At 31.1% G+C, this 18,498-nt stretch carries 20 protein-coding genes and 2 tRNA genes; 14 read left to right on the top strand and 8 right to left on the bottom strand.

The annotated features are described in order from the left end of the window. Nucleotides 1–8: 8 nt before the first annotated feature. Nucleotides 9–275 (top strand): EscU/YscU/HrcU family type III secretion system export apparatus switch protein, encoded by a 267-nt coding sequence (locus CLORY_RS14775; protein ID WP_079425805.1) that lies wholly within the window; start codon nt 9–11, stop codon nt 273–275. Between the two features lie 3 nt (nt 276–278). Next, nucleotides 279–965 carry a metallophosphoesterase gene (locus tag CLORY_RS14780; RefSeq protein WP_079425806.1) on the top strand — a complete coding sequence of 229 codons (687 nt, stop codon included), beginning with the start codon at nt 279–281 and terminating at the stop codon, nt 963–965. Between the two features lie 88 nt (nt 966–1,053). Here CLORY_RS14780 and CLORY_RS14785 read toward each other — a convergent pair whose 3' ends face one another. Continuing rightward, nucleotides 1,054–1,971 carry a DUF2225 domain-containing protein gene (locus CLORY_RS14785; RefSeq protein ID WP_079425808.1) on the bottom strand — a complete coding sequence of 306 codons (918 nt, stop codon included), beginning with the start codon at nt 1,969–1,971 and terminating at the stop codon, nt 1,054–1,056. A gap of 694 nt (nt 1,972–2,665) precedes the next feature. On the opposite strand from CLORY_RS14785, the gene yjbM reads away from it, so the two are divergent. Beyond that, nucleotides 2,666–3,457, top strand: a complete 792-nt coding sequence (gene yjbM / locus CLORY_RS14790) for a GTP diphosphokinase (RefSeq protein ID WP_079425809.1) — start codon at nt 2,666–2,668, stop codon at nt 3,455–3,457. 78 nt (nt 3,458–3,535) lie between these two features. On the opposite strand, the gene CLORY_RS14795 is transcribed toward yjbM, so the two are convergent. Continuing rightward, nucleotides 3,536–3,862, bottom strand: coding sequence for a HesB-like protein (locus CLORY_RS14795; RefSeq protein ID WP_079425811.1), 327 nt, complete (start codon nt 3,860–3,862; stop codon nt 3,536–3,538). A 407-nt stretch (nt 3,863–4,269) separates the two neighbouring features. On the opposite strand from CLORY_RS14795, the gene CLORY_RS14800 reads away from it, so the two are divergent. Next, nucleotides 4,270–5,118, top strand: coding sequence for an undecaprenyl-diphosphate phosphatase (locus tag CLORY_RS14800; RefSeq protein ID WP_079425813.1), 849 nt, complete (start codon nt 4,270–4,272; stop codon nt 5,116–5,118). A gap of 74 nt (nt 5,119–5,192) precedes the next feature. On the opposite strand, the gene CLORY_RS14805 is transcribed toward CLORY_RS14800, so the two are convergent. The 3 genes from CLORY_RS14805 to CLORY_RS14815 all read right to left on the bottom strand — a co-directional run bounded on the left by CLORY_RS14805 (nt 5,193) and on the right by CLORY_RS14815 (nt 6,132). Continuing rightward, a tRNA-Gln gene (locus CLORY_RS14805) sits at nt 5,193–5,265 on the bottom strand. 185 nt (nt 5,266–5,450) lie between these two features. Next, nucleotides 5,451–5,523, bottom strand: a tRNA-Gln gene (locus CLORY_RS14810). A gap of 51 nt (nt 5,524–5,574) precedes the next feature. Beyond that, nucleotides 5,575–6,132 carry a class IV adenylate cyclase gene (locus CLORY_RS14815; RefSeq protein WP_079425815.1) on the bottom strand — a complete coding sequence of 186 codons (558 nt, stop codon included), beginning with the start codon at nt 6,130–6,132 and terminating at the stop codon, nt 5,575–5,577. Nucleotides 6,133–6,353: 221 nt separating this feature from the next. Between CLORY_RS14815 and CLORY_RS14820 the strand changes: the two genes are divergently transcribed. The 4 genes from CLORY_RS14820 (at nt 6,354) to CLORY_RS14835 (ending at nt 10,451) form a co-directional block, all read left to right on the top strand. Next, nucleotides 6,354–6,854 carry a DUF6106 family protein gene (locus CLORY_RS14820; RefSeq protein WP_079425817.1) on the top strand — a complete coding sequence of 167 codons (501 nt, stop codon included), beginning with the start codon at nt 6,354–6,356 and terminating at the stop codon, nt 6,852–6,854. Between the two features lie 208 nt (nt 6,855–7,062). Further along, nucleotides 7,063–8,025 carry an AAA family ATPase gene (locus CLORY_RS14825; RefSeq protein WP_139376053.1) on the top strand — a complete coding sequence of 321 codons (963 nt, stop codon included), beginning with the start codon at nt 7,063–7,065 and terminating at the stop codon, nt 8,023–8,025. 18 nt (nt 8,026–8,043) lie between these two features. After that, on the top strand, nt 8,044–9,159 hold the full coding sequence (locus CLORY_RS14830; protein WP_079425819.1) for a DUF58 domain-containing protein: 1,116 nt from the start codon (nt 8,044–8,046) through the stop codon (nt 9,157–9,159). After that, a complete protein-coding gene (locus tag CLORY_RS14835; protein WP_079425821.1) occupies nt 9,156–10,451 on the top strand; it encodes a hypothetical protein in 1,296 nt (431 codons plus the stop codon). The genes CLORY_RS14830 and CLORY_RS14835 overlap by 4 nt, the downstream gene beginning before the upstream one ends. Before the next feature lie 85 nt (nt 10,452–10,536). Here the strand turns inward: CLORY_RS14835 and CLORY_RS14840 are convergent, their stop codons facing one another. Then, nucleotides 10,537–10,917, bottom strand: coding sequence for a DUF4363 family protein (locus CLORY_RS14840; RefSeq protein ID WP_079425822.1), 381 nt, complete (start codon nt 10,915–10,917; stop codon nt 10,537–10,539). Further along, nucleotides 10,914–11,618: a DUF421 domain-containing protein gene (locus CLORY_RS14845; RefSeq protein ID WP_079425824.1), complete on the bottom strand. Its 705-nt coding sequence runs from the start codon at nt 11,616–11,618 to the stop codon at nt 10,914–10,916. Before CLORY_RS14845 ends, CLORY_RS14840 begins: the two co-directional genes overlap by 4 nt. 232 nt (nt 11,619–11,850) lie before the next feature. On the opposite strand from CLORY_RS14845, the gene CLORY_RS14850 reads away from it, so the two are divergent. Beyond that, a complete protein-coding gene (locus CLORY_RS14850; protein WP_079425825.1) occupies nt 11,851–13,509 on the top strand; it encodes a nucleoside kinase in 1,659 nt (552 codons plus the stop codon). Nucleotides 13,510–13,637: 128 nt separating this feature from the next. Next, a complete protein-coding gene (locus CLORY_RS14855) occupies nt 13,638–13,967 on the top strand; it encodes a hypothetical protein (RefSeq protein ID WP_079425827.1) in 330 nt (109 codons plus the stop codon). 152 nt (nt 13,968–14,119) lie between these two features. On the opposite strand, the gene pssA is transcribed toward CLORY_RS14855, so the two are convergent. Further along, nucleotides 14,120–14,632, bottom strand: a complete 513-nt coding sequence (pssA, locus tag CLORY_RS14860) for a CDP-diacylglycerol--serine O-phosphatidyltransferase (RefSeq protein WP_242954428.1) — start codon at nt 14,630–14,632, stop codon at nt 14,120–14,122. 186 nt (nt 14,633–14,818) lie between these two features. Here pssA and CLORY_RS14865 point away from each other — a divergent pair, with 186 nt between their 5' ends. From CLORY_RS14865 to CLORY_RS14880, 4 genes are all read left to right on the top strand, one after another. Beyond that, a complete protein-coding gene (locus CLORY_RS14865) occupies nt 14,819–15,247 on the top strand; it encodes a CBS domain-containing protein (RefSeq protein ID WP_079425829.1) in 429 nt (142 codons plus the stop codon). 94 nt (nt 15,248–15,341) lie between these two features. Then, nucleotides 15,342–16,223 (top strand): YegS/Rv2252/BmrU family lipid kinase, encoded by an 882-nt coding sequence (locus CLORY_RS14870; RefSeq protein ID WP_079425831.1) that lies wholly within the window; start codon nt 15,342–15,344, stop codon nt 16,221–16,223. A 276-nt stretch (nt 16,224–16,499) separates the two neighbouring features. Beyond that, complete coding sequence (locus tag CLORY_RS14875; RefSeq protein ID WP_079425833.1) at nt 16,500–16,838, top strand: P-II family nitrogen regulator; 339 nt, start codon at nt 16,500–16,502, stop codon at nt 16,836–16,838. Between the two features lie 77 nt (nt 16,839–16,915). Then, the gene (locus CLORY_RS14880; RefSeq protein ID WP_079425835.1) at nt 16,916–18,475 is read left to right on the top strand and encodes an ammonium transporter; all 1,560 of its coding nucleotides are present in this window, start codon (nt 16,916–16,918) and stop codon (nt 18,473–18,475) included. Nucleotides 18,476–18,498 lie beyond the last annotated feature (23 nt).

An 18,498-nucleotide genomic window follows, 5' to 3' on the forward strand; every position in this document is an offset into this window, starting at 1 on the left:
GTGATAATATGGCAAATAGGAAAAGGGCAGCAGCTTTAAAGTATGAGCTTAATTACGAAGCACCAATAGTTACAGCGGCAGGGATAGGTGCAATAGCAGACAACATTATAAATAAAGCTATGGAAAATGATGTTCCTATAGTTGAAAATAAGGAACTGGCAGATTTACTTACAAAAGTAGACGTAGGAGAAAGTATCCCTACTGAATTATATGAAGTAGTAGCTCAGATAATTGCTTATGTAGTAGACATGGATAAGTTAACGAAAGGAAGATAGAACGTGGCAGTATATTCTATTTCAGATTTGCATCTTTCCTTTAGTTCCGAAAAGCCTATGGATGTTTTTGGCGATAGCTGGAATATGCACTATGAGAGAATAAAAAATAATTGGAAAACTATGATAAATGAAGATGATATGATACTTATATGTGGTGACATATCGTGGGCAATTGATATGGATCAGGCGATGGTCGATCTTAAATGGATAGATGAGCTTCCGGGTAAAAAGATTATATCTAAAGGTAATCATGATTACTGGTGGGGGAGCATCTCTAAATTAAACAACTTATTTGAAAATACAAGATTTTTACAAAATAACTACTACGTGTATAATGACTATGCTATTTGCGGAACTAGAGGTTGGATTTGTCCAGGATTAGAAAGTTTTACTGAAAGTGACGAAAAGATATATAAAAGAGAACTGATTAGGCTTACATTATCGGTGGAAGCAGCTATAAAAGCTGGCTATACTAAAATTGTAGTAATGCTGCATTATCCGCCAGTAAATGATAAATTTGAGCCTTCTGGTTTTACTGAAATATTTAAGAAATATAATATAGAAAAAGTATTATACGGACATCTTCACGGACCCTTTAATAGTAGTTTATTTCATGGTATTAGTGATGGTGTAGAGTATGTTTTGACTTCTTGTGATTATCTTAATTTTAAACCGGTACGTATATTGTGATGATATTAAAGATATAACTTCAGAGCTTATTTCAGCCGTAAATATCTAAAAAAATATTAAAAAATAAAAATCGGCAATTGCCGATTTTTTATTTTTTAAATAAGGAACTAAAGAAACCTCTTTTTTTAGTATCAGTATTTTCTTTTTCTGTATTAGCCGTAATATCATCTGTATCTGCTGATGAAGCTTTTGCCTGAGAGGCTTCTATTTCGTTTATGTAGTCTTTCTGATCTCTTGTTAAATCTTTTAATCTTTCAGAAACAGATGGCGTAGTAAGAACTTTACTAAACCATTTCATGGCATTATCAAAATCTCCTGTTCTTTTATATAGCTCTCCTATGAGGTACATAACAGTATATCTGTCCATACCGTATATAGGGAAATCTTCTGAGAAAAAGGCACGATTAAATCCTTCTAAAGCTTGTGATAGAAATAGAGATTCGTTTTGCTGATCGTTTTTTAATCGATACATCCAAGCTAACTTTAAACAGGACATAGCCTTGCTGCTATCTTTGGATTCAATCACAAAATAATTCAGAAGGGCTAATTTATACCTTTCAATAGCTACATCTACATCATAAGTTATACCGTAATATTTCTTTTTCCATTTTGGAGTTATGTCAGATTTTATCTTTTCAATCTGATGTTGTCTAAGTTTTTCAAAGTCTCTTTTCAGCGATGCATAACCACAGTTTGGACAAATATAAACATCATAAAAATATGGATTTATATTTGAATAATGAATAAAGAAATCGCTATCACGGCTTACAAGCCTAGGAGCATTAGTTTTTACTGACCTAACCTTAAAATATGATTCACAGGCAGGACATTTTTGTTCTTTATCATAAAGCAGAGAAGCTTCGTCAACTTCTTCATTTTTAGCTTTAGTTTCATCTTTAGTTTGATCGGATTTTTCTTCATATAAGCTACTCGTGTTAATATTGAAGCCTAGTTTTTCTATACCGGAAAAAATATCACTATTAGAAGAATTTTGATTAGTATCCACGCCAACACCTCACAACTTATAGGCTTTTGTATCAAACTTAATTTATACATATATCATAATTTACAGATAAAAACAATAGCGATGTACAAACTATCGGTTGCGTCAAAAATCCTATATAAAATAATCTATTATTATTATATAATTATTTGTCTAAAAAATCAAACTTATGACAATCCATTCTATATTATCCATATATAAAAGTGCTAATTTCTACATTATTTTTTGAGAATCCTTTATTGCATATCGATTCACACATAACTGTGTAGATTAATATTTATAAATTCTGATAAGTTGCTGAAGCAGTATTTGTGAATATGGAATATTATGAATTGAAAAATACTTAGTACTTTTGTGGAAAATAAAGTTTCTCTATTAAAATAATATAAGTTTTCAAGCATAATTTACTGTATTGAATAAAATCTGCTATAATATATATGGATGATTGACTTCACATAGTAAGGACAACCAACTTAATGTAAACCCACAAAGCATAAAGATATAATAGTAAAATTAAGATATATGAGGGGTATATAGTTGTTGGCTGTTTGTGTACGAATTATATAATTATTGATAAACAATTTATACTAATAATTTTTGAATGCTGGAACTTATTAAGCATTCGTTTTTCGATGTGTGAAATTATTCTTATATGTAGTTTCGTTTATCAATAAACAAACTTAAAAGGGATGGTAGTATGGCTATAAAAGAATGGAAAACATTTTTGACTCCTTACGATCAAGCAGTTGAAGAGTTAAAGTGCAAATTTAAAGGTATAAGGAAAGAATATAGAAGAAAAAATGAATACTCTCCAATAGAATTTGTTACTGGAAGAGTTAAAGAAGTTGCCTCAATATTAGAAAAAGCGAAAAAACTTGATATTCCTATGGATAGCATTCAGGATATGGAAGATATTACAGGGATAAGAATAATGTGTCAGTTTGTAGATGATATAAAAAAAGTCGCTGAAATTATAAAAAAACGAGATGATATGGAAGTCCTTTATGAAAAAAATTATGTCACTAATGTTAAGCCAAGTGGGTACAGAAGTTATCATATGATAATAAGATATACTGTAAATATGGCTGAAGGTCCTCAACAAATTTTGGCTGAAGTACAAATAAGAACACTTTCTATGAATTTTTGGGCAACAATTGAACATTCATTAAATTATAAATATAAACATAATATTCCTGAAAATATTAAATTCAAACTGAAATCAGCAGCAGATGCAGCTTTTCAATTAGATGAACAGATGCTTGAGATAAAAGATGAGATAAAAGATGCACAGAAATTATTTGAAGTAAAATCCGATATGGTTTCTAAAATTATGAGTAACATATTGATATTATCTTCTTTAGGCAGAATAGTAGAATCCACTAATTTTCAGAGTTCGTTGAATAGACTTATTGAAGAAGGAGAGGTTTCAGAACTAAGCAATTTAATGGAGATGAGTTTTGAAGCAGTAGAGAAATATTCTAATAAATGATAAAAAGGCGTGTACTCGTAGGCGGTATTTTTTAACTGCCTACGAGTACACGCCTCTTAACTATAATTGATTAACTGATTAATGGCAGCCACCACAAGTACCGCAGTTTCCGCCTTCATCAATTACAGGCCTCAAAGATAATCCACGTCCGTCATTTTCTTCCGAAGATTTCATTATAAATCCGCCGAATTCCGTAAGCAGATCGGGTGCAATGATAAAATTGATGTCATTTACTTGTTCAACCACATCATCTGATTTAGCCGAATCTACAAAAATATTAAAAACAGCACCTGCACAGTTTGTGCCAGCATAATTTATTCTTATGTTATAGTCTGTCACATTATTGGCATCTAAAAAAGCTTTAAACTCTGCATAGGCTTCATTACTTACAAATATATTTGACAAAAAATCACTCCTTATATATTTCAATATCAAAAAATGTTGGTAATATATTTATATACTTTTTTTATAGTAAATGCAATATAATTTTATGGTAATAACGGGATAACATGCATAGGAGCTTTGCTTTGTAAGAAAGTTGTAATAAAATTGTAATAAAGTAATTATTGCTAATGTTTATATTTCAAAATATAATAATAAAGTAATATATATAAGTTGTAATAAAGTTCTTACATCATGGCTTCTAAAATATCACTGCTGAATCGGTTCGACCCTAGGATCTTTTAGAAGTCAGAATGTATTAGAACTTTCACAACTTATATAAGTATGTTGTGAAGCAAATGAGCGTTTGATAATAAGTATATAAATCACTCATTTAATTCGTGATGTAAAAATATAAAGGATGGTGGATAATGGACATTTTAACGTTAGCTATTAAATCTGTTATACTAGGAATTGTGGAGGGAATAACAGAGTTTTTGCCAGTATCATCTACTGGACATCTTGTTATCTTTGAAAACTTGCTGCATTTTAAATCTGTTAGCAAAAACTATGTTGAAATGTATACATATGTTATTCAATTGGGTGCTATTTTGGCAGTAATAGTATTATATTGGAATAAAATAAAGGATACCTTGATAAATTTGTTTCCTTCAAAGAAAGTAAGTTATGGAGAATCCGGATTGAGATTCTGGCTTGTTATTGTATTAGCCTGTATCCCAGGAGCACTTATTGAGATTCCGTTTGGTGACTTAGCGGACAAATATCTATTTAATTATATATCTGTGGCTATCATGTTATTTATTGGTGCTATATGGATGTTATATGCTGAAAATAGATATAGAAATAATAATAAAACTAGTAATATTAATGTAACTGCAAAACAAGCAGTAATCGTAGGTATATTTCAATGCCTTTCTATTATGCCGGGAATGTCAAGGTCTGCATCTACCATTATAGGAGGATGGGTTTCTGGACTTTCAACCGTAGCGGCAGCAGAATTCTCTTTCTTTTTAGCAATACCAGTTATGTTAGGAATGAGTTTACTGAAAATATTGAAAATAGGTGGCCTTATGAGCCTGACAACGGCAGAGATAATATCATTGACTGTTGGATTTGTTGTATCATTTATAGTTGCATTAATGGTGATTGACAAATTCATTTCTTATTTAAAGAAAAAACCTATGAAAGTATTTGCTTTTTATAGAATCATATTTGCTGTAGTAGTACTTGCTACAGGATTTCTAGGTATATTTAAATAAGTTGTGATCATTTGCTGATAACCTAATCCCAGACAATAAAAAAGACTTGAGAAAATCTCAAGTCTTTTTCTTAGCTGCCCAAGCTGGATTCGAACCAACACAGTGCCTGCTCCAGAGGCAGGTGCCTTACCATTTGGCTATTGGGCATTGCCGACAAAAAATATTATATCATGTTTAAAGATTATGTCAACCTTATTTACTTAATAAATTAATATATTTATACTAAAAAGAAGAATATGGCTAAAAATGTACACATAAGGAAGGGTTTTTAAATATCAATAAATTCCTTAAAACTTAAAAAAGACTTGAGAAAATCTCAAGTCTTTTCTTAGCTGCCCAAGCTGGATTCGAACCAACACAGTGCCTGCTCCAGAGGCAGGTGCCTTACCATTTGGCTATTGGGCATCGCTGACAGAAACTATTATACCATGTTTAAAGTTTGTGTCAACATTTTTTTTATTTTTTTTCCTTTTCAGGTAGTATTCCTCTTTCTTCTAGTATCTCATAAATTGTTTTTGATGTTGTATCTTTGAGTGTATATCCTAGCAGTTCAACTATTTCTATTAGCTCATTCTCGAAAGCAGTTTCTATTTCGATGTAAGGGAAAGGGCAGAAATTCTTGTCATTAATATCAATTTCAATCAATGAATTCTTATATTTATAACTTTCTCTATATTTTTTTATACATTCTACTTCTATAAGACCTAGACTTAAGAATATTTTTTCACCAGCAGCACCTGATTCTATTATGGTTTCATTTTCTTCCATGACTTTATATTTTTCTTGACTTAACATCTTTTTTGTAGTCATATAATATACAATTTTATTATTTAGAAGATCATTTACAGTTCTGATTCTTCCATAACCTTTTTTATTTAACAATACTCTATCGGGAAAATCAAAAATTTTATTTATCTGCTGTTCGCTTTTTACCTTTACAGCGTTTAGTGCGATAAGCTTGTTCCTTATAGAATCAACATCTATATCCAATATTCTAGTTTCAATTTCTTCCATAGCAGTATTAACCCCCGTTACTTTATATTTTGACGAACGCAATATTAGTTTGATATAATATATAGGAAATAAACATAATTATACTACATAAATAAATTGTTTCAACTGTTTGCAAATACATTGTGAACTAAATGAGTATTTTTATTTAAAGCACTCATTTAATTTATAATATATTTAATTATAGCTATAATATATTTTAACTGAAAGGTAAGGTGATTTTTTTGGATAATTTTTATGAACAACTGGTTCGTACTAAGAAAACGGGTTTATATCAGTTTGTTAATGGAGCAACCTATGTGGTAGGAGTTTTTGGTTTATTAATGTTTGGAGCTGCTCAACTTATTCCGGCTGTTTTATTCGTAGCTATTGCTGTTGGACTTTTCTTTTTAAAGAGAAATTTTTACGTTGAGTATGAATACGATTTTACAAACGGAGAAATAGATTTTGATAAAATTGTTGAAATGAGGAGTAGAAAGAGAGTACTTACAATAGATGTAAAGCATATTGAATTATTAGCACCTAGTGATAGTGATGCTGTAAAAGATTTTTCTGGAAAACCTGAAAAAGTTCTTAAATTGTATCCTTCAACATCTGAAGCAAAGCAATATACAGCAATCGTGACTGGAGGAACAGAAAGAACTCAGATTATATTTGTTCCAGATGAAAAGTTTATTGAGCTGTGCTATAAATACAACCCGAGAGCAGTAAAAAAATTTTTATAATTTAACGGCTAAGAAGAGGTTATAGCTTAAGTATTAGTACATATTAAAGATTTTACAAATTATATAACTAATTATATAGAAGATTGAAATATTTTTGAAGCTGCATGGCAGCTTCATTCTTTTTATGTTTCTAGTATGATATAATTCTAATGTAATGGTTTTAATTCTTAATTATACCAAACTTTGAATGGTGGATAGAGGTGTATTTATGTCAATGGAAAAAATCAAGGCTTTATCAGAAAAAGTAAGAGATAACGTATCTAAAATAATAATAGGAAAAGAAGGAATTATAGATATTATTATGACTAGTATTATTGCCGGAGGTCATGTACTTTTAGAGGATGTTCCAGGTACGGGAAAGACTATGATGGCTAAATCATTTGCTAAGTCTATCGGAGGAGATTTTAAGAGAATACAGTTTACTCCGGATCTCTTGCCAAGTGATTTAACTGGAATTAATTATTATAACCAGAAGCTCGGTGAGTTTGTAGTTAGAAGGGGACCGATTTTTACTAACATACTTCTGGCAGATGAAATTAATAGAGCGACTCCAAGAACACAATCTGCTTTATTGGAGTGTATGGAAGAAAAGCAGATAAGCATAGATGGTACTACATATGAATTAAACAAGCCTTTTATAGTAATAGCTACTGAAAATCCTGTGGAAACACAAGGCACTTTTATGCTGCCAGAAGCTCAGTTAGACAGGTTCTTTGTAAAGCTTAGCATGGGATATCCATCTGTTTCAGAAGGAAAAGAAATTTTTAAAAGATTTATTCTAGATAATCCGATAGAAAAAATATTTGAAGTATGTACAAAAGATGAAATAATTGAAGCGTCTAAAGAATTTAAAAAAGTTCATGTAAGTGATGAAATAATGGAGTATATGCTTAAGATAGTAGAAGCTACACACAGTAGAGAAGAACTTGTTTTAGGGGTTAGCCCAAGAGGAAGTTTAGCTCTCCTTAAAGCATGTCAAAGCTATGCTGCGATAAATGGAAGGGATTATGTTACTCCTGAAGATGTAAAATATATGAGTCCTTTTGTACTAAGCCATAGAATTATTGTAAAGGACTCAATGAGAGTTAAGAGACTATCTTCAGAGGACATAATGAAAAACATAATCGAATCAGTTAATGTACCTGTTGAAAATTGGAATAAAAATAATTGATATATCTAGGTGAATGTTATGAGAATTATTTTAATTTTTTTAATGGCTTTAGCTATATATGTGTTTCAAGAAAGAGTATATCTAAAAAGATGCTTTCAGAAACTTTATACAACAATGAAATTTAATAAACAAAGTGTATTTGAAGGTGAAGAACTTGAATTAAGTGTTGAAATAACTAATAGAAAGTTTACTCCTCTTTGGTGGCTTTGCTTGAAATTTTATATATCTAGGTATATACATTTTTTGGAAGATGGAGATAATGCAGGTTCTCAGGACAATTTCAGAAAGGATCTATTCTTCATTATGTCTTTTGAAAAGGTTACGAGAAAATATAAAGTTGTAGCTGCAAAACGTGGATTTTATGAGATAAAAGACTTTGAACTCAGTAGTGGAGACTTTTTTTCAAAATATAGAATAATGACTAGTGAAGACTGCAATATAAGTTTATATGTATACCCTAAGCTTATAAATATAGATATTATAAATATAGTATTCAATAAACTCAATGGTGAGGTAGTAAGTAAAAGACACTATATCGAGGATCCTTTTTATTTGAGGGGAATAAGAGATTATTATATGTTTGACAGCATGAAAAAAATTAATTGGAATGCTACGGCTAGGACAGGACAGTTGAAAGTAAACGAATTTGATTATACTAGCAGTGGAAGACTGAAGATAATCTTAGATATGGAGAAGTATAATGTATGGGATTCCTCACAGATAATAGAAGATAGTATAAGATTAGCTGCTTCCTTTAGTTCAAAATATATAGAAGAAGGTATGAACGTAGAATTTGTTACTAATGGTCAGGATATTTTAAGTAAAGAGTATGCAAACATAGATAGCGGTAATAATATAAATCATCTTTTTAATATCTATGAAGCTTTAGCTAGAATTGATGAAAATGCATGCTGCAAAGATATAAATGAGATTTTTGAGCATGAGTTTATTAACAGTAATAAAGATAAGGTATATATATTTATTTCACATTATTACTCTAAAGACTTAAAGGCTGTGGTTGAAATGTACAGAAATATAGGATTTGATATTAAGTGGGTGTTTGTGAAACTCAAGAGTGATGTTATCGAACTAGATGAGCACAATGATTTTCACATATGGGAGGCTGTGGCATGAGTAGTGAAATAAAAATAGTAGCTATAAATGAAAGCTGGATGAATGTTAGCAGCAGTAAAAAGTTATATGTAGAGTTGATGGAAACTTGGGTGGATTTTTTTCTTTTCTTTTCACCGGCGGCTATTATAATAGATTTATTTGCTCAATATAGATTTTACTTTGGCTTTTTTATTACTATTCCTTTTATTGCTGAAACTATATTAAAAAGATACTCAAAAAATCTTATATTATATATTTTGGGAAACTTTGGTATTATTTTGGCAACTGTAGCTGCATTCCCTAATATTTACGAAAAGATAATATACGGAATACTGCTTTTAATCAGATTTATTATGTGTATGAGGGAAAGATATAAAGAAGTTCCTGAGTTTAGGAGGTTTTCATATGTAATATTCAATATTTGCATATTTGTTATAGCTACATTCGTAATTTTTGGACTTAAAAAAACTTATATGAAAACCTATATTACTGCAGCTGCACTCAATAATATTATATTTATGCTTATATATCTTAATGCCATAAGAACTGATAACCTAATGAAGTGGGAAGGCACTTATCTAGGAAGGTTTAAAGACAAAATAAATATGGCAAAGCTGCTTACAACAGTTATTATTTTGACTGTAATGCTAGGCGCTCATATATTTTTTTCGCAAAGCGGTCTTTATTCTGTAATGGATACAATACAAAATAAGATAGTTTCAATCTTTACTTTAGATAGGAAAACTACTACTCATAAACCTAAAATCGTAAGTAAACCCCAAACAGAGGCAAAGCAGAATAAGAAAAATATGTTCAATATGAATAAAAAATATAAAGAAAATCCTATTTTGAATTTTATTTTGAAGATTATAGGAATAGGAATAGGAGTTATGATATTTCTATTGATGTTGTACTTTATATGGCTTTTATTCTTAAAGTTAAGAGAACTATATAATATTTTTGGAGCAAGAACAAGGGTATCAGATGAAAAGAAGGAAATTATTATCGGAACGAAAGATGTAAAAGAAGCAATTAATAAACAACTTCTAAAGCTTAGAAAAAATACAATTAATATTTTTGATAACACAAATAATAAGCGAATCAGAAAAATTTATTATAAACATATGAAAAAGTATATGAGAGTTGGTTTGCGTATAGAAAACAATGATACGCCTTTTGAAATAAGGGAGGGCATAGAGCAGAAGACTGGAAGAGATTATGAAAAAATAACAGAAATATACGAAAAAGCAAGATACGGCAATGGTCAATGTCAAGATGATGATGTTAAGGTTATGAAAAGTCTAGGAAAATAAATTATAAATAAGCAGCATTATAAGACTATTAACAGGGCAGGACTTTAGAAAGTGAGTCTTGCTCTGGTACTTACAGGACTTTTACTCAAAAAATATTTTGTATATTGATTTGCTGAAGAGCATTTATGCTTTTTAAGTAAAACTTTATTGCATGTGTAGATGCTAAGGCTTCATCTTTGCTTTTGAATTTGACATATTGCGTAAGTTTCATAACTTCATTATTAACCGAATCAACTTCAGCATGATTGACAAACACTGGAATAATAGTTGACTGTTTTTCCCAACGGTCATAAATGTTATTAGATAAATCATAGGCTTCCTTCCATCTGTCTTGATTTAATAACAATTCCAGCGTATCAGCTGATTTCTGGAATTTAGCACAAGTAGTGTTTAAATAATTTATAGATATTGTCATCAAGAAAAGCATAACAGCAAACACCACAAAAGATATCCAAATGTTTTTCATAATTTCACCTCTGTACTCTTTTCATTATAATTTTTATATCCATGTATATATAAATTATTATCACAATCCATTACAGCTAAAAAAACTTCTTTTTCACTTTTAAAGTTGTTTGTTCTAAGCTGCTCCTTAAGCCACGTTTCATCTTTGTTTAGTAAGGTCAAGTTTGTATAATTGATTTTTCCTGAACTTATTATGGGTAGTGGCAGGTTCTGGGCGGTTACCGTTATATTCATATCTTTTTTTTCAACTGGTGTAGTTTCTTTTTTTGGAATTATTGATAACTGTCCATTAGTTTCTAAAATAGCATATTCAATATCTTGGATACTGAAATAACCTTTTATTCTTAATTCCTCTAATAAGTCATTCACTGTGAATAATTGATCCTTTAATTCAGAAAGCACGAGGTTACCTTTTTCAATAACGATGCTTGCCTTGCCGTCTATTATATCCCGAGCATTTTGGTACTTTAATTCCACAAAGGAAATAATAATCTGTATAGAAAACAGTGTAATAATTGGTATTATTCCATGAATAAGCGGAATTCGTGTATCCTGCATTGGAAGAGATGCAAGTTCAGATATCATTATAGCTACTACAAGTTCATAGGGCTGCAATTGTCCTATCTGTCGTTTGCCCATGATTCTCATTGAAGCTGTAACGATGAAAAAAAGGATAAAAGTTCTAATTAGTATAATAAACATTATATCATTCCTTTTTAATAACTTAATTATTATAAATTCATAAATACAATAAATATTATTCCAAAAAAAATTTAAAATATTAGCTGTTGAGGCATAATATAAACTGATAAATAGAATTATTCGAAGATTATATTTTACTGCTGAAAAATAATTAGAAACTGAATAAATATATATATTTTACGATAATTAAATATGGGTTTATTAAAATTATTTAATGATATGGAGGCAGAAAATGAACGATTTAAATATAGATTTATTTGATAGAGGATTAATAAAAGTTAAAAGTGGGACAAAAGTAATAGACGTATTGAAGCAGATAAAAATAAGAGAAGATCTTCCGTTAATACTTGGTAAGCTTAATGAAAACTATCTTGAACTAGCAGACACTATAGAAGAAGAGGGGACTCTGGAACCAATATATGTATCAGATACTTTTGGAATGAAGGCTTATGTGAGAACCCTTCAATTCATACTGATTAAAGCTGTATATGATTTATTCCCAGAAGCTAAAGTCACGATAGAACATTCATTAAGCAAGGGAATTTTTGGGGAAATTCATAAAGAGCCTGAACTAGACTGCGAGGATATTTTAAAAATAAAGAAGAGAATGAAAGAAATAATAGATGCTGATATACCTATAAACAAGACTTCTGTAACTAAGGATGAAGCAATAGCAGTGTTTAAAGGCTACGGCATGGAAGACAAGATCAGGCTAATAAAACATGTAAAATTTAATACACTAAAATTATATGAATTGGATGGAAGGTATGATTATTTTTATGGTCTCATGGCAGCATCCACTGGCATAGGTAAAGTATTTGATGTAATATACTACAACCCAGGTTTCCTTCTTCAATTTCCTTCTGAGAAAGATTATACGATAGTTGAGCCTTTTCAGGAAAATAAAAAGCTGGCAAGAATATTTTATGAGACTGAAAAATGGGGAGATATATTAGGCGTTTCTGATGTAGGTGCACTTAATGATAAAGTAGAAAATGATGATATTATTAATATAATTAGAGTATCAGAAGCTTTACATGAAAAGAAGATAGCTAATATTGCTGATATGATAAACGATAGAAAAGAAGTTAAGATTGTGCTTATAGCAGGGCCGTCTTCTTCTGGAAAAACAACTTTCTCTAAAAGGCTTGGAATACAGCTAAGGGTCAATGGTATAATGCCTGTACCTATTTCGCTGGATGATTATTTTCTAGACAGAGAGAAAACTCCTAAGGATGAAAACGGTGAGTATGATTTTGAATCTATATATGCATTGGATTTGGAACTATTCAATAGCCAGCTAAACCAACTGTTACAGGGAAAAGAGGTTGAACTTCCTACATTTGACTTTAGATTGGGGAAAAGAGTATGGGAAGGCAAAAAACTAAGTCTTCCAGATAACGGAATTATTGTGGTTGAAGGAATACATGGATTAAACGATATATTGACTTCTACAATTCCTGTAGAAAATAAGTTTAAGATATATATTAGCGCTCTTACACAGCTTAATCTTGATAATCATAACAGAATATCAACTACAGACGTAAGAATAATCAGAAGGATTGTAAGGGACTTTTTATCAAGAGGGTATGGCGGAGAAACAACGCTCAAGATGAGAGAGTCTATAAAGCGAGGCGAGGAGAAGAATATCTTTGTATATCAGGAGGAAGCAGATGTTATGTTTAATTCTACTCTTGTATATGAACTTTGCGTCCTTAAGAAATATGCAATGGAGGAATTATCTAAAATCTCGAAGGATAGTCCTGTATATTACGATGCTGTAAAATTAAGAAGCTTTTTAAGCTTTTTTAAAGAAGTTGATAGAGATATTGTACCAGAAAATTCAATACTGAGGGAATTTATCGGCGGAAGCTGTTTTTATAAATACTAGACTTGATATCATAGAGAAGGCGCGATCATATTATCAGCGATATTAGAAATCGGATGATTTATATTCTGAATAATATAAAACGATAATGAATATAATTTAAGTAGAATTATAGTACAAGGTGAACGCTGGTGAGTTACAGAAAAGTTATAGAAAATTATTATACAGACATGAACAATTTAGTAGATATACTTACTAAGCTTATAAACTCTTATAGGCTTCTAATAGGAGGGGTTAATGAACTAAATAGTGTGGCTTTAGTTCACAGAAAGGATATAGAAGATGGTATAGATAGAACTAATGAATTGGGCAAGATAATCGACGAGATAATAGGAGCTTTAGATAAGAGTAGCTGCGGATATATAGATTATTTTAAATTGAAGGCGGAGTTTATAAAGCAGAATGTAGGCTTGGAATATATAGAAAACGAAATAGACAGTGAGCTTAAGCTTCACGAATAATATTATATAGAATTTCTGATGCAAGACTTAATTTATACATGATCTTAAATTCTGAGTTTATGGAATTAAGGTACATGTATAAATTAAAATTATAAGCAGTAAATTGATAAATACAATAAAGGTATTTATTGTATTTGCTGCACTTTTTATTACTACACTTTTTTTATCTTGATGTTGCATACCATTAAATAGGATAGTGCTACCATTAATATAATCGGAAAAGCTATGTATTCGGGGTTATTTATAAAAATTAATGTAAAAATAGCAATAAATGCACCAGCAAAGGTTATTGGGACTCCTATAAAGATATTTTTTAGTTGGCTGCAATTAAATCTGGCAAGTCTGTAAGCACCAGCTAGTGGAAATAAAAGTGTTGGTATGTATCCAAGTATTCCTATACTGCTAAAGTCATACATTACGTAAGATAAAATAGCAGGAGCAACACCAAATGAAACTAAATCTGCTAAAGAGTCTAATTCTTTTCCAATATCGCTGGAAACACCCAGATAGCGAGCTATTCTCCCGTCATATCTGTCAGTAAAAGCAGCAATAAGTACAAAGATACTTGCCATTCTATAGTTATGCTGAAAAGACATAATTATTGATAAAAGTCCAAATGCTAGATTTCCCAATGTAAACATACAAGGGATAGTTTTTTTTATCACGATATCACCTCTATGAATTAAATATAAGTCCTCAATAAATCGAATACAAAGTCTTATAATACATTATACAATAAAAGCGTGCAATATTTAACAATAAATTATCATGAATAAGAAAATAATATTATCACATAATACTAAATGAATTGCATAATTCATTAGGAAATGCTGAAAACAAGGGGTGATAAGATGAAATTAAGAGATGTTATGACCAAGAACGCAACTTTTTTAAATGTTAATGATAATATAGAAAAAGCCGCACAGATAATGAAAGATCAAAATATTGGTTCTGTACCTGTATGTGAAGGTAATAAAGTGGTTGGAATAGTAACTGATAGGGATATAACTATAAGAGCTACAGCAGCAGAAAATAAGAGCAATGGTGAAACTAACGTAAGAAGCATAATGACCTCAAATCCTGTTACTGCTTCGCCAGATATGGATGTACATGAAGCAGCTAAAATAATGAGCGATAAACAGATAAGAAGACTGCCTGTAGTGGAGAATAATAGTTTAGTAGGAATGGTTGCATTAGGTGATCTTGCTACTGATCCATTATTATCTGATAATGCAGGAGAGGCTTTGAAAAATATATCAGAGCCTTACAATGTAGAGTAGTAAGGAAAATAAATCCACAAGGAAATCTTGTGGATTTATTGATTTTGGTGATATAATTTACTCATATAAAAAATATGGGCGGTGTTTAATTCGTATGAAGAAAGTTAAATTTATTTATAATCCATATTCAGGAGAAAGTTCTATAGCTTCAAGACTTGACGATATTGTAAAGATTCATCAAAAGAAGAAACTGGCTATAGTTCCATATAGGATTGATTTTAATTGTGACTTAAATGATGCTTTTTTTGATGTTGATAAAAGTTATGAATATATACTAGTAGCTGGTGGAGATGGTACTGTAGATAATGTTGTGAATTGTATGAAGGAAAATAATGTGGATTTACCAATAGGAATTTTGCCTGTTGGTACCGCAAACGATTTTGCTAAATTTATTGGAATGCCTCAGGATGTGGAGGAAGCCTGCAAAAAAATCTTAAATAGTAAGGCTAGACCTATAGATGTTGGCAAAATAAATGATAAATATTTTATTAACGTAGCAAGTACAGGATTGTTTACAGATGTTTCACAAAAAACAGATGTTAATTTAAAAAATACAATGGGAAAACTTGCATACTACATAAAAGGTATAGAACAATTACCTAATTTCAGAAGTTTAAAAATTAAAGTTACTAGTGAAAATTGTACATTTGATGGAGACATGTATTTAATGCTGGTATTTAATGGACAGACTGCAGGAAACTTAAAACTAGCTTATAAAGCATCTGTAGAAGATGGAATGCTAGATGTAATAATAATTAAAGCATGCATGATAAAAGATATAGCAGCATTGCTTATTAAAATGCTTAGAGGAGAACATTTGGAAGGGAGTTCAGGGTTATTGTATTTTAAAACAGATAAATTACATATAGAATGTAATGAAGATATTGTCACGGATATAGATGGTGAAAGAGGCCCTGATTTTCCTGTTACGATTGAATGTGAAAAAAATGCGTTAAAACTTTTAGGCGTTAATTAACGGATGATGTAAAATAAATTAATATCTTAATAAAAAACAGCATGAAGATGCTGTTTTTTATTTTCTAATATTAAAGTAAGACTTATTCAAACATGTTTAAGAGTAATTTACAATTTATTAAAAAATCGACACTTTATAAAAACTATATACATAAATACCCAGTCTAAAAACGTTTACCTTGATAAAATGAAAAAAATAAAATAAATTCATTGATAAAAGTTAAAAAAATGCTCCTATTAGTTATGATATTTATATAAAAATTTGTGGGGTGAAAAAATGAAAAAGTTAGAAATTGTTCTTAGACCAGAAAAACTTGAAGAGCTGAAGGAAGCATTTAATGAGATTGGAGTTTCCGGTATGTCTGTTAGTACTGTTATGGGTTATGGCAATCAAAAGGGTGCTACGGAAATTTATAGAGGGACACAAATAACAGCAACTTTACTTCATAAGCTTAAGGTTGAGACAATAGTTAAGGACGAATTAGTAGATAAGACTATTGAAAAAATAAGAGAAAAAATATCTACAGGGAAAATTGGTGACGGCAAGATATTTATTTATAATGTGGAGGATGCAGTACGTGTAAGGACAGGAGAAACTGGAGAGAAAGCATTATAATATTCGTTTTATTAACATGCAATTATTATAATTATCAGAATTATAAAACAATACTTATTTAGATTAGGAGGATTCATATGAAAAAATTATCCAAATTATCAGTGGCAGTACTGCTGGTATTTTTACTTATCAATGTTTTTGCTGTAACAGTATTTGCAGATGGCAGTGTACCGAAAGGAGATCCAAGTGGAACAAACTCAACTTCGATTTCAGATTGGGGCTCGACTATAACGGCTTCTAAAGCTGGAGACCCTAGCTTGAAGGAGGTAGCAACGCAGGTAGCTAAAAATAATATAGGAATAAACTATGTATGGGTTCTGCTTACAGGGTGCTTAATATTTTTCTTTCAAGCAGGATTTGCTATGGTGGAAACAGGTTTCTGTAGAGCTAAAAATGCTATGCATACGATGGCTATGAATCTTATGGTTTTTCTTGTAGGTACTATAGGATTTTATATATGCGGATTTGCACTAATGTTTGGAGGCGTAGGAGGATGGTCTACATTAGGCAGCGGTCCAGCTGTATTAAATCACGAGGTAGCTATAGGCAGCTTTGGACTATTTGGAACAAAAGGATTTTTTCTTACTACAGGTGGTGCGTATGATGTAGGTGTCTTTGCATTATTCTTCTTTCAGATGGTATTCATGGATACTACATGTACAATTCCTACAGGCGCTATGGCAGAAAGGGTTAAATATTCTGCAGTTGTATTTAGCTCCTTCTTTGTTTCAATGCTATACTACCCGTTATTTGGTAACTGGATGTGGGGAGGCGGCTGGCTTTCACAGCTTGGTAAGAACTTTGGCTTAGGTCACGGAGCATTAGATTTTGCCGGATCTTCAGTAGTACACGCTATGGGAGGTATGATAGCTTTAAGCGGTGCAATTGTTATCGGACCTCGTATTGGCAAGTTTAAAAAGGATGGAACTCCGGTAGCTTTTCCTGGACATCATATCCCTATGGCTATAATAGGTACGATTATATTATTCTTTGGATGGTTTGCTTTTAATGCTGGAAGTACTACTAATGGAAGTGACTTTAGATTAGCAGTAGTGGCTGTTAATACGATGATAGCAGGCGCTGTAGGCGGCTTTACAGCAATGATGTACATGTGGATTAAATATGGTAAACCAGATCCTTCTATGACTTGTAATGGTGCTTTGGCAGGACTTGTTGCAATTACTGCCCCTTGTGCATTTGTAAATAGTATAGCTGCTTTTTTTATAGGCATAGTTTCTGGAATTCTTGTCTGCATTGCTGTACATGTTATTGAATATAAGTTTAAGCTAGATGATCCAGTTGGTGCTGTATCAGTTCATGGCGTAAACGGACTTTGGGGCATGATTTCCCTTGGACTTTTTGCAGATGGCACTTATGGGTCAGGCTTAAATGGAGTAAGCGGTACAGTAAAAGGTCTTTTATATGGTGATCCGGGACAATTTTTGGCTCAGCTTATTGCCTGTGCTACAGTTATTGTATGGGGTGTAGGCTCCTCGTTCATATTCTGGAAGATACTTCACAAAGTTAAGGGAATCAGAGTTAAGGCTGAAGATGAAATTGAAGGACTTGACATTCCTGAGATGGGAGTTTTAGCATATCCAGATTTCGTGTTAAATAAACAGTCTGACAAACAATAATTAATAAATATAACTTGCAAGAC

The sequence above is a fragment of the Clostridium oryzae genome (assembly GCF_002029235.1).
Lineage (GTDB): Bacteria > Bacillota > Clostridia > Clostridiales > Clostridiaceae > Clostridium_AE > Clostridium_AE oryzae.

What these genes read in the sequence shown, in the direction of transcription:
- CLORY_RS14775 (WP_079425805.1), top strand. Translation starts at nt 9, where the DNA reads ATGGCAAATAGGAAAAGGGCAGCAGCTTTAAAGTATGAGCTTAATTAC.
- yjbM (WP_079425809.1), top strand. Translation starts at nt 2,666, where the DNA reads ATGGCTATAAAAGAATGGAAAACATTTTTGACTCCTTACGATCAAGCA.
- CLORY_RS14800 (WP_079425813.1), top strand. Translation starts at nt 4,270, where the DNA reads ATGGACATTTTAACGTTAGCTATTAAATCTGTTATACTAGGAATTGTG.
- CLORY_RS14815 (WP_079425815.1), bottom strand. Translation starts at nt 6,132, where the DNA reads ATGGAAGAAATTGAAACTAGAATATTGGATATAGATGTTGATTCTATA.
- CLORY_RS14825 (WP_139376053.1), top strand. Translation starts at nt 7,063, where the DNA reads ATGTCAATGGAAAAAATCAAGGCTTTATCAGAAAAAGTAAGAGATAAC.
- CLORY_RS14830 (WP_079425819.1), top strand. Translation starts at nt 8,044, where the DNA reads ATGAGAATTATTTTAATTTTTTTAATGGCTTTAGCTATATATGTGTTT.
- CLORY_RS14835 (WP_079425821.1), top strand. Translation starts at nt 9,156, where the DNA reads ATGAGTAGTGAAATAAAAATAGTAGCTATAAATGAAAGCTGGATGAAT.
- CLORY_RS14840 (WP_079425822.1), bottom strand. Translation starts at nt 10,917, where the DNA reads ATGAAAAACATTTGGATATCTTTTGTGGTGTTTGCTGTTATGCTTTTC.
- CLORY_RS14845 (WP_079425824.1), bottom strand. Translation starts at nt 11,618, where the DNA reads ATGTTTATTATACTAATTAGAACTTTTATCCTTTTTTTCATCGTTACA.
- CLORY_RS14850 (WP_079425825.1), top strand. Translation starts at nt 11,851, where the DNA reads ATGAACGATTTAAATATAGATTTATTTGATAGAGGATTAATAAAAGTT.
- CLORY_RS14865 (WP_079425829.1), top strand. Translation starts at nt 14,819, where the DNA reads ATGAAATTAAGAGATGTTATGACCAAGAACGCAACTTTTTTAAATGTT.
- CLORY_RS14870 (WP_079425831.1), top strand. Translation starts at nt 15,342, where the DNA reads ATGAAGAAAGTTAAATTTATTTATAATCCATATTCAGGAGAAAGTTCT.
- CLORY_RS14875 (WP_079425833.1), top strand. Translation starts at nt 16,500, where the DNA reads ATGAAAAAGTTAGAAATTGTTCTTAGACCAGAAAAACTTGAAGAGCTG.
- CLORY_RS14880 (WP_079425835.1), top strand. Translation starts at nt 16,916, where the DNA reads ATGAAAAAATTATCCAAATTATCAGTGGCAGTACTGCTGGTATTTTTA.